Here is a 13154-nt window from a genome sequence, read left to right as displayed (position 1 = left end):
ATGCTGATCCGTCGAACCTCTCTGGCGGCGGCTGTTGCCGTTGCCACCGTCGGCCTGCTGGCCGCAGGCCCGGCGCTTGCCGATTACGCGAAGCCGCCGGAACACCTGCTCAAGGTGCTGAAGGCACCGCCGCCGCCAGCACCGAACGTGGCCCCGGGCGGCCAGCGCCTGCTGCTGACCACCGCGCAGACCTACCCGTCGATCAGCCGCGTCGCCCAGCCGTACCTGAAGCTGGCCGGCGTTCGCCTGGAGCCGAAGAACCGCAGTCGGCATGACACCCCCGGCGGCTACGGTATTCCGGCCTGCGTGGCCGACTTCACCCTGGTCGATATCGGCAGCGGCAAGGAGACCAAGGTCAACCTGCCGCAGGGCTGCGCCACCGGCGCGCTGTGGTCGGCCGATGGCAGCCACTTCGCCTTCCAGAATGCGGTCGATACCAGCGTGCAGCTGTGGGTAGGCGATGCGGCCACCGGCCAGGTGAAGCAGGTGCCGAACGTGCAGCTGAATCCGATCTTCGGGTACACCGTGCAGTGGCTGGGTGGCAGCCAGAACCTGCTGGTGAAACTGGTGCCGGCCAATCAGGGTCCGGCGCCGTCCAACGGTGGCGTGCCGACCGGTCCGGATGCGCAGGAATCGCTGGGCAGCAGTGGCGAGAGCAGCACCTACGAAGCCCGCGACACGCTGACCAGCGTGCATGACGAAAAGCTGTTCGCCTACTACGGCGCTTCGCAGCTGGCCGTGGTCGATACCGCCGCGGGCAGCGTGCGCCCGGTGGGGCAGCCTGCGCTGTTCAACGAGGTCAGCGCCGCGCCCGACGGCGTGCACGTGCTGACCGAATCGATCAAGGCGCCGTACTCACATGCGGTGACCTACCAGCGCTTCGCCAACGACGTGGCCGTACTGGACGTGAGCAATGGCCGCAGCACGCCGATCGCCAGCCTGCCGCTGGCGGATCGCGTGCCGGTGCACGGCGTACCGGAAGGCCCGCGCGGTTTCGACTGGCGAGCCACCGATCCGGCGACCCTGGTCTATGCCGAAGCGCTGGACAAAGGCGACTGGAAGGTCAGCGTGCCGCACCGTGACCGCGTGCTGATGCTGAAGGCCCCGTTCAACGGCAAGCCGACCGAAATCACCCGTACCGCGCAGCGTTTTGAAGGGTTTGCGTGGACCGCCGATCCGGCCGTAGCCTTCCAGTACGAGAACGACGAGAACCGCCACTGGATGCAGACCCGCATCGTCGATGTGGACCAGCCGAAGAAGGAAGGCCGCCTGCTGTGGGACATGTCCAGCGATGAGCTGTACGGCAATCCCGGCAACCTGGTGTTCACCCGTCTGCCGAATGGTGCGCAGGTCGTGCGCCGTGAGGGCAACCACGTGTTCCTCAGCGGCCGTGGCGCCTCGCCGCAGGGCGATCGTCCGTTCCTCGACCGCCTTGACCTGGGCACGCTGAAGAGCGAGCGCCTGTTCCGCAGCAGTGCCGACGCCTACGAACAGTTCCTCGGCTTCAGCAACACGCCGGGGCGCTACCTGACCTGGCACCAGTCGGTGATCGATCCGCCGAACGCCTTCATCCGCCAGCAGGGGGAGGCAGTGGCCGATGCGAAGGCCGGCGAGGCGCAGTTCGCGTCCACCGCGACCGCGCTGACCAAGCTGGTCGACCCGACCCCGGAAGTGCGCCAGATCAAGAAGCAGCTGGTGACCTACAAGCGTGCCGACGGCGTGGACCTGTCGTTCACCCTGTATACGCCGCCGGGCTACAAGGAAGGCCAGCGCGTGCCGGCGATCCTGTACGCCTACCCGGCCGACTTCGCCAATGCTGCGCAGGCCGGCCAGGTGTCCGGTTCGCAGCAGACCTTCACCCGTCTGCAGCCGTACCGCCTGATGCTGCTGGCCGGCTACGCGATCATCGACAACGCCTCGTTCCCGATCGTGGGCGACCCGAAGAACGCCTACGACACCTACCTGGAGCAGCTGGAAGCCGACGCCAAGGCAGCGGTGGACAAGGCCGTGGACATGGGCGTGGTCGACCGCAACCGCATCGGCGTGACCGGTCACAGCCATGGCGGCCTGATGACCGCCAACCTGATCGCGCACACCAACCTGTTCAAGGCCGGTGTGGCGACCAGCGGTTCGTACAACAAGACCTTTACCCCGTTCGGCTTCCAGAACGAGCGTCGCTCGGTATGGCAGGCGCAGGACGTGTACCTGAAGGCCTCGCCGTTCTTCTATGCCGACAAGATCAAGCTGCCGCTGCTGCTGGTGCACGGTGAGGACGATGCCAACCCGGGCACCGAACCGTTCCAGTCGCGCAAGCTGTACCAGGCCATTCGTGGCAACGGCGGTACCACCCGCCTGGTGATGCTGCCGAACGAACCGCACTGGTACACCGCGCTGGAGTCCAACGAGCAGCTGGTGTCGGAGATGCTGAACTGGTTCGACACCTACGTGAAGAACGCCAAGTAGCGTCGAGCGAGCTCGACTGCTTTGCACGAGGCCGCCTTCGGGCGGCCTTCCTGCATCCTGTAGAGCCGCGCCATGCTCGGCTGCTGTTCGACAGAGATAGGAAAGTCTCATGAAGGCATGGATGTTGGTACTGGCCACGTTGTTGGTTTCTCCAGTGGCAATGGCGGTGCAGCCCCCGATGAGCGTGCACGTGACGTACGACTGGTCTGGTTGGGGTTCTGTATCTGAGCGCTGGGTCATCCGGCGCGATGCCTATGGCTTGACCACCCGTGTACAGGTGGTTGATGCGCCCGACGTCCAGCCGCGTTTGCTGGAGCTTCTGCCGTTCGGGGCGCTGTCAGCGTTCGAGGCCGCGCTGCGGGCAGCACCGTTGACCAGGGACGCCACGGTGGATCTGATCACTTCGCAGCTGGACCGGCCCGCGATACTCAAGCTGGATCCGGAGCTGCGCAGCATGCCGCCGGCCAGATGTTCGTTTGCCCAGCAGCAGGCCTGGGCACGGCAAGCTCTGGCCGGGCAGGGTTTGCAGGAGCGCGTTGCAGAGCACTTCAACAGTCTCCGGACCGATGACTATCCCATCATGACCGTGGTCGTATCCCGGCTGGGCCACCCGGATACCGTCTTGGTGTCCACCTCCCAGCACACGATGATGCTGCCTTGGAAGCGCCTGTCGTCGGCGGACTTCGATCAGCAGGTTCTGGAAGGTGCTCAGGAAGAGTGGCGTCCGGCGTTGAGCGATGCATTGATGGGGCTGCTACCTGCGGGAGAACCCACACGCGAACGCTTCAAGATCGCTTGGTTTCAGAACAGATTACGCGGCGACCTTGCCTTGGAGGCGCTGCGTTGTGGAACCCTGCGCTAGGAAACGGCAGATTGATCATCCATGGATGCTCTGCAATCAACTGTGGAGACTCGGTAACGACGTGTTACCGGCACATTCGCACGCCACGCAAATGGTCTAGGCTGAACCTGATCGCTCGTTCCAGGTCGGTGCAATGAAAGCCATTCTCCTTGCTGCAACGTTGTCGTTGGCCCTGGTTTCAACGGCATATGCTCAGTCGTTTCCTGCTGAGCTGACGCAATTGGGCATTGTCGCCGGCATGCCTTACGCCAAGGCCAAGCGCCTGCTGGATGCTGCAGGCTGGCAGGCGAAACCTGCGCAGGGCGCGCCGGAGTCGCTGGAGGGCTTTCCGGAAGTCGGATGCCAGAAGGACGGAAAGCAGTGTGCGACGACCTTCGAAAAGGACGGTCAACAGATCGCGGTGCGGCTGGGCACTACCCTGGCAGGGCAGCCGTTCGTGCAGAGCGCTGACTGAGCACCCGCCCTCACGCCAGCGGTAGGCGGTCCTGCGCGTGGGATAACCCGTCATGCAGGTCGCGCACGTGCTCGGCCTTGGCATGCACCCGGGTGGTATCGCCGAAACTGCGTAGATAAGCGCAGGCTGCGAAGCCGGCGCTCTTCTTTTCGTACTCGGCAATCCAGGCCAGTCGATCCGGATTGTTGGCCTGTTCGGATGACCACGCGGCCACTGGCGGGCGGATGCGGTACTTCAGGCCGACGCGCCACGGCTTCGGTGTCAGTCGCGCACGGAAGCAATGCTGCAGCCGGCACATGCGCGCGTACAGGGTATCGGTGCCCAGTGCCTTGAAGAATGCCTGCAGCTGCTCGTCCTCCGGGGAGAACGTGGCATGCATCGCCAGTACGCGCAGTCCCGCAGGCGTCCGGTAGGCGCGCAGATGCCAGTGGGGGTGTTGTTCGCTGAAGGCTTCCACGCGTCGCAGCGCCAACCCCTCGGCGCCCCCGGCGGCGGCCAGCCGCTGCCTGCGGCGCATCAGCAATGCCGCATTGACCAGAACCACCGCCGCCACGCCCAGCACCAGTCCCACCAGCCAATGCCACAGCAGCGTGCCGGTGACGGCGCCGGCAAGCAGCACGACCGCCGCAACGATGGCCGGCATCACGCAGCCGGCTGGCGGCTGCGCATGGTCGATGTCGGCGAACAGTACGTCCGGGCTGTTGAGGCACAGTGCGCCATAGCTGTTGCGGGTTATGACGACGTCGCCGTCGCGCTGCACGATCTGCTCGCGGATCGGCACGCCTTCCACGCCGTAGTTGCTGCGCACTTCGCGACGCGGCAGCACCTGTCCGGCGAGGATGGCATTGAGGGCTTCATTGGCGCGGCGGTCGGCGTGCACCTGCGCCTCGGCAGGGCCTTCGTCGGACCAGCCGAAGCGGCGCACCACCACCGGCCGGCCACGGAAACGGGCCTGCAGGCGGGCTTCGGCCCAGTAGGCGGGAACGATCATCATCGCGGGGTGCTCTATCTTCCGTGGCAGGTGCCAACGCGAGTCTGGCACAGCGCCGGGGTGCCCGCATCTGCTTGCTGCGGCGGCCGGGCCGGAGTGATAGATTGCGCGCTTCGCATGCACTCCACCAAGGACGGAGCGATGTCCATGATCCTGCGCGGCCTGTTGGCCCTGGCCTGTGCCGGGGTGGTTGGCATGCCCACGGCGGCGGCACCGGCCGGGCCGCAGATTGTCACTGACGATGTCAGCCGCTTCTACGCGCTGTACGACAACGCAGGTGGAAAACCCAGCGTTGCGCAGTTGCGTGGCTACATGGCCGAGGGTTCGGCGGGCCTGGCCGAGCTGGCCAAGGCACGCCGGGTCACCCCCGAGCGCATTGCCGAGTCCATCGCCAGCCAGCCGGAGCTGTATGTGCAGGGGCGAAGCTGCCTGGCCGAACTGCCGGCGGTGAAACAACGTCTGACGCAGGTGTTTTCCAACCTGCAGGCCATCTATCCGCAGGCTGCGTTTCCACCGGTGACCATCGCCGTCGGCCGTGGTCGTCCGGTAGGGTTGACCTCGAAAAGCGGCGTGATCATCGGCCTGGAAGCGCTGTGCGCAGCCGATTTCATGAATCCCAATGTGCAGGACCGCTTCGTGCATGTGATCGCGCACGAGTACGTGCACATCCAGCAGACCGGCCTGACCGACTTCGAGCCGGGCGACCCGCATGCGACGGTGCTGCGTGTTTCGTTGGGCGAGGGCATTGCTGAGTTCATCGCCGAACTGATTTCCGGCAACGTCGGCAACGGGCGCCATGCGGCATGGACCCGTGGTCGGGAAGTGCATATCGAAAGCGCGTTCGCGCTGGATCTGGACAGCACCGATCTGTCGCCGTGGCTGTACAACTACAAGCCAGGCTCGCAGGAACCTTACGACCTGGGGTACTGGGTGGGATACCGCATCGCCAAGGCCTATTACCTGCAGGCCAAGGACAAGCGTGACGCGGTGCGTGCGCTGATCCAGCAGGACAACCCGAAGGCGATCCTGGCCGCCAGCGGCTGGACGCCGGGTATGTGGATGCCGGCGAAAGTCACGGGTGTGGCGGCGCGTACGGCTGCACGCTGAGCACAGGGTGGGGCGTTAGACTGCTGAAGATGATTTCAGGAGTACCCGCATGCGTGGACCTGTTGAGCTTGCCACTGCCACTGTCGTGACGTTGGGCCTCGCGTTGGCTTCTCCGCTGGGCGCCGTTGAGGCCGTCGCAGTCAACCCGCTGCTGCAGACGCCCATCGATCAGCTACGCCCCGACGAAGTGCGCTTCATGCAGCAGCGCCTGGCCGATTGGCCGGAGCTGCAACGCTATCGTGATGCCAATGCGCGCCTACCTGATGCGGTGCCCGGCCAGCCGCGCGTGGTGTTCTTCGGTGACTCCATCACCGAGGGCTGGGGCAGGGAAGGCAGTGCCGGTTTCTTCCCCGGCAAGGGCTGGCTCAACCGCGGCATCAGCGGCCAGACCACGGCGCAGATGCTGGTGCGTTTCCCGCAGGACGTGCTGGCACTGAAGCCACAGGTGGTGGTGATCCTGGCCGGCACCAACGACATTGCAGGCAACACCGGCCCGTCCACGCAGGCGATGATCGAAGACAACCTGCACGCGATGGTGGACCTTGCCCGTGCACATGGCATCGCCGTAGTGCTGGCATCAGTGCTGCCGGTCAGCGATTACCCGTGGCTGCCGGGCACAGCACCTGCGCCCAAGGTGCGTGCATTGAACACGGCATTGAAGCGCTATGCCGATGCACAGCAGCTGGTCTATCTGGACTACTACACGCCGATGGCCAATGCGATCGGCGGACTGGACCCGCAGCTGGCCGACGACGGTGTGCATCCCACCGCGAAGGGCTATGCGGTGATGGCGCCGCTGGCTGAGGCGGCGGTCAAGCGCGCGCTGCAGCAGAAGTAGCTCCGCAGGGCAGGCTTGCCAACAACCACTCGCAGAAACTGATCACCAGCGGATCGGTTGCACTCTCCTCATGTACCAGCCAACTCCAGCGGGGGCCGCGCACGCGTGCATCATCCAATGGTTGCAGCAGGCCTTGTTCGCACGCACGCGCGCTCAGCAGTTCGCTGACCAGTGCGATGCCCAGCCCTTGGCAGGCTGCATCCATCAACTGCCCGGGCTCGGAGAAATTCATTCCCTCGCGACGCTGGCCGACATCGGCGCCACCCTGTACCTGCCATTGGCTCCAGTCCATCTCGCGCTCGCCATGCAGGGTGAGGCGTTCGTGCGCCGGTGTGGCGAGCAGGGCCGGATGGCAGGCTGGATAGAGACGATCCTGCAGCAGCACGCGATGCTGGCACTGCGCCTGTGAGTCGAGGTCATCACGTACCGCTACGTCCAGCGTCTGCGTGGTCATGTCCGGCGCTTCCTCGCTGGTCAGCAGCCATAGGTCGGCGTCGGGATGCAGCCGGTGAAAGCTGGCCAGGCGTGGCACCAGCCAATGCCGAGCAAAGGCCGGGCTGGCGTTGACGATCAGTTGATTGGGCTTGCGGTACTGATCGAGCCGGCGGATGCCGCTGGCCAGCTGCCGCAGCAGCGCCTGCGTTGTTTCCAGCAGGTCGATGCCGGCATCGGTGAGGGTGACGCTGCGGCCCTGCCGGAAGAACAACGGCTGCTGCAGCGACGCTTCCAGACCCCGGATCTGCTGGCTGATGGCCGACTGGGTCAGGTGCAGTTCCTCCGCCGCACGGTGGAAACTGCCCAGCCGGGCCGCAGCCTCAAAACCCCGTAGCGCGTTCAGTGCTGGCCAGTGCTTGAGCATTTCAGATAAGTAAAACTGTTCAATTGATGGCTGAATCTATCGTTTGTTCTTATGTGTCGGCAAGCGCAGCATAGCGCCCATCCCACACCGGCCATGGAGCCTGTCATGAGCAACCGTCGTCACTTCCTCACCCAGCTGGCGGGCGCCGCCGGTCTTGGCGGCCTGGCTGCTCTGGGCCTGGCCGGGCTGCCGGGTCGCGTGGCTGCAGCAGGGCCAGGTGCGGGGACTTGGCGCATGCCGGACGAGCACGGCCCACAGGAACGCGTGTTCCTTGCCTTCGCCGCGCAGCCGCGGGTGTGGGGCGCGCAAGCCGATGCGGTGAACACCGCCGTGGCGCGGTTGGCCAGTACCATCGCGCGCCACCAGCCGGTCAGCGTGCTGTGCCGCCCGGCGCAGTTGAAGCAGGCGCAGGATCGCTGTGGCCGCGACAACATCGAGTTCCTCGAGGTGCCGCTGGATGACATCTGGGTGCGCGACTATGGTGGGTGCTTCGTCACCAATGACAAGGGCGGCCTGGGCCTGGTCGACTTCAACTTCAATGGCTGGGGCGGCAAGCAGAGCGCGCGCAACGATGGCGCGGTGGCGCCGTGGCTGGCGCAGGTGACCGGTGCGACGCTGCTGGAAAGCGATCTGGTGGGCGAGGGCGGTGGCATCGAAGTCGACGGCCACGGCACGGCCATCCTCACCGAAAGCTGCTGGGTCAACCGCAACCGCAATCCGGACTGGTCGCGCGCGGATATCGAGGCCGAGCTGAAGCATCACCTGGGCCTGCGCAAGGTGATCTGGCTGCCCGGCATCGCCGGCAAGGACATCACCGATGCGCACGTGGACTTCTATGCGCGCTTCGTACGCCCGGGCGTGGTGATCGCCAATCTGGACAACGATCCGGAGTCCTACGATTACGACCTGACCCGCGAGCATCTGCGGATCCTGCGCGGGGCCACCGATGCCGATGGCCGTCGCCTGCAGGTGCATACGCTGCCGCCGCCGCTGGACGGACGCGACAACGTGCATACGCGCGACAACGACGATCTGGCGATGGGCTACATCAACTACCTGCCGATCAACGGCGCGGTGGTCGCGCCGCAGTTCGGAGACGACGAAGCCGATGGATTCTGCCGCGAACTACTGGAAGACATGTATCCCGGCCGCGTGATCGAGCAGGTGGATATCGACGCGATTGCCGGCGGCGGTGGCGGCATCCATTGCGTGACCAAGAACATGCCGAAGGTGGGCTGACGCGCCTCAGGCGTCGTCCTGCTTCAATGCGGCATCGGCAGCCAGCAGCGCCTCGGCGGCTGCACTGAGCGGCGGCGACGGCGGGGCGACCACGCCGATCGCTTCCATCATCTTCGGCATGCCCAGGAACTGCCGCGCGCGGCGGTCGTAGATGCCGGTGACCAGCAGCGCACGGGTGGCGATCTTCTGCTCGGGCCCGATCAGTACGCGTTGTTCCATGATCCCGCGCGAGCCGACCCAGCCGACCAGCCGCGTTTCCAGGGTGAAGCGCTGGAACGGCTTCAGCTCGCGGCGGAACTGGATGGTGCCGGCGCCGACGATCGGTGCCCACTTCTCGCGCAGCGCCACCCGGCCCAGGCCCATGCGCAGGATCAGGTCCAGCCGGCCCAGGTCGAAGATGTTCCAGTAGCGGCCGTTGGTCATGTGCAGGTTGCTGTCCAGGTCATTGGGCAGTACCCGGAACTGCAGCCGCGAGACCCCGAACGGGGCATCCAGCTTGGGCCGGAACAGGCTGCACAGGAGCAGGTGGAGCAGGCGGAACCAGAGATTCATGGTTATGACGACTGTTATATAATCGCCGGTACGCTAATCTATGACGACTGTCCTGGCAAGGAGCCTGCCGTGAGCCCGCGTCCCTCTGATGCGCCACAACGCGTGATTGATGCTGCGGCACAGATGCTGGCGCGTGTGGGTCTCAATGCCACCAGCATCCGTGAGGTCACCAAGCTGGCCGAGGCACCGCTGGGCTCCACCTATCACCACTTTCCCGGCGGCAAGCAGGAGCTGTTGGCGCGTGCCACCCATATGGCCGGCGACAAGGTCGAAGCGTTGTTGGTGGAGCTGCTGAAGGGCGGGGCGGTGCAGGGCCTGCAGCAGTTCCTGACGATGTGGCGCGAGCGCCTGCTGCGCACGGATTTCCGCGCCGGCTGCCCGGTGTTGGCCGCTGCGGTGGAGGAGCCGGTGGAGGCCGTACCGAGCCAGCCGCGCGCGGCAGCTGCAGAGGTATTCGCGCGCTGGCAGGGCCATCTGGCCGCAGCGTTCGTCGCCGACGGACACGATCCGGCCGCCGCGGGTGGGCTGGCCAGTCTGGTGATTGCCAGCGTGGAAGGTGCGGTGGCGATGAGCCGCGCACTGCAGGACATCGCCCCGTTCGACCAGGTGGCCGCGCAGTTGTTGAAAGCCGCCGCGCGGCCTTGATCCGGCGGCACGGTCGCGGGAGACTCGGCGCAGGCCCTGACGGGACGCCGCCATGGACGAATCGCACTGCCGCCACCTGATCGAGCACTACCTGCAGGCCTACAACCGCTTCGACATCGACGCCATGCTGGCGGTGCTGGCGCATAACGTGCGTTTCGAGAACCACAGCGGCAGCCAGCTGACGATGGTCACCGAAGGCATCGATGCCTTCGGCGAACTGGCACGGCAATCGGCGCCGTTGTTCCGCGAGCGCGAGCAGCGGTTGCTCGAGTTGACCTTTGAGGATGGCATGGCGCTGGCCAGGATCGGCTGGCGTGGCGTGTTCGCGCAGGACATTCCCGATGGTCCCAGTGCGGGCACGGAACTGGCCCTGCAGGGACGCAGCGAGTTCGCTTTTGAGGACGGTCGCATCGTGCGGATCATCGACCGCAGCTGAGGATCGATGGCATAGGCCCGCCGTCTGGACAGCGGACCTGCCCGCGGTAGAATCCGCCCACCACCGCTTACGCGTGCCCGGCAAGGATGTCCGCATGCAGTATCAGGTTTTCGAGCTTCCACGCTGCACGATCTGCGGCATCCAGCGGCGCCGATGAAACGCACCCGTTTCTTTACACGCAGCCCATTGAAGCTGCCGGCTAATCGCGGCAGTGAAGTCGTGCGCGCGCGGCAGCATCTGCAGCAGCTCGGCTGGCCGCGCCTGCAGATGGCGCTGATCGTGGCCCTGACCGGTGCGGCCGGTTTCCTCGCCTCGCACCTGCTGCGTCTGGCCGGTATCGACGCGATGCTGCTGCGCTACCCGATGGCCGTGCTGCTGGCCTATGGCGTATTCCTGCTGCTGATGTGGATCTGGATCCGCTGGCGCTGGGACAACGTGCTGGATGGCCTGTCGCCGGATGTGGGCAGTGGCAGCCCATCGCCTCGTGGAAGTGCCGTGGAATCACCGTGGAGCGGCGTCGGTGGCCGTTCTGGAGGTGGCGGCGCGTCAGCTTCGTGGAATGAGTCGGCGCGGGTCAACGGCGACGATGCCGGTGAGCTGCCGTTGACCGGCCTGGCCGAAGACGAAGCAGGCCTGCCGTTGCTCGCGATCCTCGGCCTCGTCGCGCTGGTGGCGACCGTTCTGCTGGCCAGCGTGTGGATTGTGTGGTCGGCGCCAGTGCTGATGGCTGAGCTGCTGGTGGACGCGGCCATTGCCGGAGGCCTGTACCGGCGCATGCAGGGCATGCGGGAGCAGGGATGGTGGCGCGTATGCGTGACGCACACGATCTGGCCGCTGCTCGGCCTGCTGCTGTTCTTTGCTGTGCTGGGTTGGCTTGCGCAGGCGCTGGCTCCAGGAGCGACCCACCTGCTGCAGGTCATTCAAGCAGTGTAGCGCCACGTTCCCGGCCGATATCCCAACCTGCTTCATTTCTTCGAGGAGCTTCATGCGACAGCGCATTGCACGGAAGCGCATCCTGACGACAGCGGTCGTCTTGTTCGTGGCTGCTGGCGCAGCGCTGATGGCCAGCGTGCGCCCGCAGTGGCGGCAGGATGTCAGCCCGCCTCCGATCAATCTGGGAACGGCACGGATGCAGGCCGAGGTGATGGCAGAGCTCATCGACCTGCGACCGACACCGCCAGGAAAGCCGCCAGTACCATCGATTCCAATGAAGGCAGTCTCCTCCCCGATGCTGACTGGCAACAGTGCGTTCGCGACCGCGGAGGTGCCACTGGCAGATGTCGCGCCAGCACACTTCGAGCCGCGCGGCTGGGAAGCCGACATGCCATTTGCAGTGATGGAATGGACTGCGCCTTCCTGCGGTGAAGGAGACCCCGTCCCGGTCTGCCAGGTTCGTCACAGCGTCGTCGAGTGGCGCGATGATGACAGTGCGGCGTCCTTTCAACTTCAGCAGCATCTGGAGGCGATGCTGCAGGTTGCGAACCGCCGGGCTGTACGCGTACCCGACCTCGCGTTTGTGCTTGCGCATGTGCGAGCGCAACGGATGACGTGGGACGAGCTTCAGCAACGGCGCGCACGCGGCGTCGAGGGATGCACGGGTGGCCGGGGCAATCCGGATCTGGGCGTTGTCTATCTGCAGCGTCCTGTGTTCAGCCTGGACGGGAACTGGGCAATGGCATCGATTGCCTCGGATCTGTGCAGTGGAGGAACGGCGATGCGCGCCCTCTACCTTCTGCACCGCAGCAAGGGCGGGTGGGAGCGTGTTCGAGTGGATCCTGTCCGCTATATGAGCTTTGGCCACGGCCTGTGGCCCGCGTTGCCGGAGTCGTGATGACAGATACCTCGTTCAAGCCGGACCGTGACTGCCAACAACGGATCGTCTGGCGACGCATTGCGTCGTTGGCGGCGGCGCTGTCGGCTTTGGCTCTCATGGCCGGAGTCTGCAGCCTGCGCCCGAGGTGGCAGCAGGCGATCGGTCCGCCATTGGTCAACCTGGGAACGGCGCAGATGCAGGCGGAGGCGATGGCGCTGGCGATCCGGCAGAGGCCGCCTTTCTCCCCTCCACCTCCGCCAGAGCCGCAGCCAACACCAGTTCTGCCATCGCCGCTGAGCGAGGTGCCCACCGCACCGCAGACGCCGTCCACGCGCGTCGATCGATGGCGCCCGCAGGAGCAGCCACAGTTGACCGACCCGGTGGGGGAGGACATCTACGTGATGGAGCAGACCTTGCCCTATTGCTGGCCGGGCAGCAGTGCCTCCACCTGCCAGGAGGTGGACGATCTGGTCCTGCCGCTGGACGATTGGTGGCCGCAGGACATCCATGCGCTGCGGTTGCAGCTGCAGGCGGACCTGGTTCCCGCCAATCGCCGTTCCACGCCAGTGCCTGCGGCCGCATTGGCCGGTGTGCAGCGGATGGACAGCGCGGGGCTTCGAGCGCTGCGGGAGCAGGGGTGCGGGGCAACGGTGCATGGGCCGACTCGGACATACGACCACGTCGTCTATCTGACCCGGCCCGTTTTCAGCGTCGATGGGCAGTGGGCTATGATCGCGGTCGCCTGGGATTCGTGTTCCGACGATTTCGTCTACCGGGAGCTTGTCGTACTGCATCGGGAACAAGGACGCTGGATGGCCGAACCCCCGGAACGGGGTCTGGGCGGCGTATGGGACGGCCGCGTACTGCGGCCCTGGACGTACAACCACTGACGAGG

General features: G+C 65.7%; 14 protein-coding genes. 11 read left to right on the top strand and 3 right to left on the bottom strand.

Annotated elements, in window-relative coordinates:
• The 3 genes from ACSYAO_RS14140 to ACSYAO_RS14130 all read left to right on the top strand — a co-directional run bounded on the left by ACSYAO_RS14140 (nt 1) and on the right by ACSYAO_RS14130 (nt 3779).
• The gene (locus ACSYAO_RS14140; RefSeq protein ID WP_049463181.1) at nt 1-2463 is read left to right on the top strand and encodes a S9 family peptidase; all 2463 of its coding nucleotides are present in this window, start codon (nt 1-3) and stop codon (nt 2461-2463) included.
• A gap of 109 nt (nt 2464-2572) precedes the next feature.
• Nucleotides 2573-3325: a hypothetical protein gene (locus ACSYAO_RS14135; protein WP_049463182.1), complete on the top strand. Its 753-nt coding sequence runs from the start codon at nt 2573-2575 to the stop codon at nt 3323-3325.
• A 133-nt stretch (nt 3326-3458) separates the two neighbouring features.
• Nucleotides 3459-3779 carry a hypothetical protein gene (locus tag ACSYAO_RS14130; protein ID WP_006376283.1) on the top strand — a complete coding sequence of 107 codons (321 nt, stop codon included), beginning with the start codon at nt 3459-3461 and terminating at the stop codon, nt 3777-3779.
• 10 nt (nt 3780-3789) lie between these two features.
• Here ACSYAO_RS14130 and ACSYAO_RS14125 read toward each other — a convergent pair whose 3' ends face one another.
• Nucleotides 3790-4773 carry a hypothetical protein gene (locus ACSYAO_RS14125; protein ID WP_049463183.1) on the bottom strand — a complete coding sequence of 328 codons (984 nt, stop codon included), beginning with the start codon at nt 4771-4773 and terminating at the stop codon, nt 3790-3792.
• Between the two features lie 138 nt (nt 4774-4911).
• Between ACSYAO_RS14125 and ACSYAO_RS14120 the strand changes: the two genes are divergently transcribed.
• The gene (locus tag ACSYAO_RS14120) at nt 4912-5877 is read left to right on the top strand and encodes a DUF2268 domain-containing putative Zn-dependent protease (protein WP_049400167.1); all 966 of its coding nucleotides are present in this window, start codon (nt 4912-4914) and stop codon (nt 5875-5877) included.
• 49 nt (nt 5878-5926) lie between these two features.
• Nucleotides 5927-6715, top strand: a complete 789-nt coding sequence (locus ACSYAO_RS14115) for an SGNH/GDSL hydrolase family protein (RefSeq protein ID WP_049463184.1) — start codon at nt 5927-5929, stop codon at nt 6713-6715.
• Here the strand turns inward: ACSYAO_RS14115 and ACSYAO_RS14110 are convergent.
• Nucleotides 6690-7574, bottom strand: a complete 885-nt coding sequence (locus ACSYAO_RS14110) for a LysR family transcriptional regulator (RefSeq protein WP_149909394.1) — start codon at nt 7572-7574, stop codon at nt 6690-6692. The genes ACSYAO_RS14115 and ACSYAO_RS14110 overlap by 26 nt on opposite strands.
• A 105-nt stretch (nt 7575-7679) precedes the next feature.
• Here ACSYAO_RS14110 and ACSYAO_RS14105 point away from each other — a divergent pair, with 105 nt between their 5' ends.
• Nucleotides 7680-8813 carry an agmatine deiminase family protein gene (locus ACSYAO_RS14105; RefSeq protein ID WP_049463186.1) on the top strand — a complete coding sequence of 378 codons (1134 nt, stop codon included), beginning with the start codon at nt 7680-7682 and terminating at the stop codon, nt 8811-8813.
• Nucleotides 8814-8819: 6 nt separating this feature from the next.
• Here the strand turns inward: ACSYAO_RS14105 and ACSYAO_RS14100 are convergent, their stop codons facing one another.
• Nucleotides 8820-9365, bottom strand: a complete 546-nt coding sequence (locus ACSYAO_RS14100; RefSeq protein WP_049463187.1) for a thioesterase family protein — start codon at nt 9363-9365, stop codon at nt 8820-8822.
• 69 nt (nt 9366-9434) lie between these two features.
• Between ACSYAO_RS14100 and ACSYAO_RS14095 the strand changes: the two genes are divergently transcribed.
• The 5 genes from ACSYAO_RS14095 to ACSYAO_RS14075 all read left to right on the top strand — a co-directional run bounded on the left by ACSYAO_RS14095 (nt 9435) and on the right by ACSYAO_RS14075 (nt 13149).
• A complete protein-coding gene (locus tag ACSYAO_RS14095) occupies nt 9435-10010 on the top strand; it encodes a TetR/AcrR family transcriptional regulator (RefSeq protein WP_049463188.1) in 576 nt (191 codons plus the stop codon).
• Nucleotides 10011-10062: 52 nt separating this feature from the next.
• Nucleotides 10063-10446: a nuclear transport factor 2 family protein gene (locus tag ACSYAO_RS14090; protein WP_049463189.1), complete on the top strand. Its 384-nt coding sequence runs from the start codon at nt 10063-10065 to the stop codon at nt 10444-10446.
• 153 nt (nt 10447-10599) lie between these two features.
• Nucleotides 10600-11379 (top strand): hypothetical protein, encoded by a 780-nt coding sequence (locus tag ACSYAO_RS14085; RefSeq protein WP_049463190.1) that lies wholly within the window; start codon nt 10600-10602, stop codon nt 11377-11379.
• 52 nt (nt 11380-11431) lie between these two features.
• Entirely contained in the window at nt 11432-12277 is an 846-nt protein-coding gene (locus ACSYAO_RS14080) for a hypothetical protein (protein ID WP_049463191.1), read from the top strand.
• Complete coding sequence (locus ACSYAO_RS14075; RefSeq protein WP_049463192.1) at nt 12277-13149, top strand: hypothetical protein; 873 nt, start codon at nt 12277-12279, stop codon at nt 13147-13149. Before ACSYAO_RS14080 ends, ACSYAO_RS14075 begins: the two co-directional genes overlap by 1 nt.
• Nucleotides 13150-13154 lie beyond the last annotated feature (5 nt).

The sequence above is a fragment of the Stenotrophomonas sp. STK16_22 genome, assembly GCF_051984505.1.
Classification (GTDB): domain Bacteria; phylum Pseudomonadota; class Gammaproteobacteria; order Xanthomonadales; family Xanthomonadaceae; genus Stenotrophomonas; species Stenotrophomonas maltophilia_A.
This window is presented reverse-complemented; position numbering and strand designations above follow the sequence as displayed.

Coding starts and splice junctions, on each gene's coding strand:
- ACSYAO_RS14140 (WP_049463181.1), top strand. CDS start 1: ATGCTGATCCGTCGAACCTCTCTGGCGGCGGCTGTTGCCGTTGCCACC.
- ACSYAO_RS14135 (WP_049463182.1), top strand. CDS start 2,573: ATGAAGGCATGGATGTTGGTACTGGCCACGTTGTTGGTTTCTCCAGTG.
- ACSYAO_RS14130 (WP_006376283.1), top strand. CDS start 3,459: ATGAAAGCCATTCTCCTTGCTGCAACGTTGTCGTTGGCCCTGGTTTCA.
- ACSYAO_RS14125 (WP_049463183.1), bottom strand. CDS start 4,773: ATGATGATCGTTCCCGCCTACTGGGCCGAAGCCCGCCTGCAGGCCCGT.
- ACSYAO_RS14120 (WP_049400167.1), top strand. CDS start 4,912: ATGTCCATGATCCTGCGCGGCCTGTTGGCCCTGGCCTGTGCCGGGGTG.
- ACSYAO_RS14115 (WP_049463184.1), top strand. CDS start 5,927: ATGCGTGGACCTGTTGAGCTTGCCACTGCCACTGTCGTGACGTTGGGC.
- ACSYAO_RS14110 (WP_149909394.1), bottom strand. CDS start 7,574: ATGCTCAAGCACTGGCCAGCACTGAACGCGCTACGGGGTTTTGAGGCT.
- ACSYAO_RS14105 (WP_049463186.1), top strand. CDS start 7,680: ATGAGCAACCGTCGTCACTTCCTCACCCAGCTGGCGGGCGCCGCCGGT.
- ACSYAO_RS14100 (WP_049463187.1), bottom strand. CDS start 9,365: ATGAATCTCTGGTTCCGCCTGCTCCACCTGCTCCTGTGCAGCCTGTTC.
- ACSYAO_RS14090 (WP_049463189.1), top strand. CDS start 10,063: ATGGACGAATCGCACTGCCGCCACCTGATCGAGCACTACCTGCAGGCC.
- ACSYAO_RS14085 (WP_049463190.1), top strand. CDS start 10,600: ATGAAACGCACCCGTTTCTTTACACGCAGCCCATTGAAGCTGCCGGCT.
- ACSYAO_RS14080 (WP_049463191.1), top strand. CDS start 11,432: ATGCGACAGCGCATTGCACGGAAGCGCATCCTGACGACAGCGGTCGTC.
- ACSYAO_RS14075 (WP_049463192.1), top strand. CDS start 12,277: ATGACAGATACCTCGTTCAAGCCGGACCGTGACTGCCAACAACGGATC.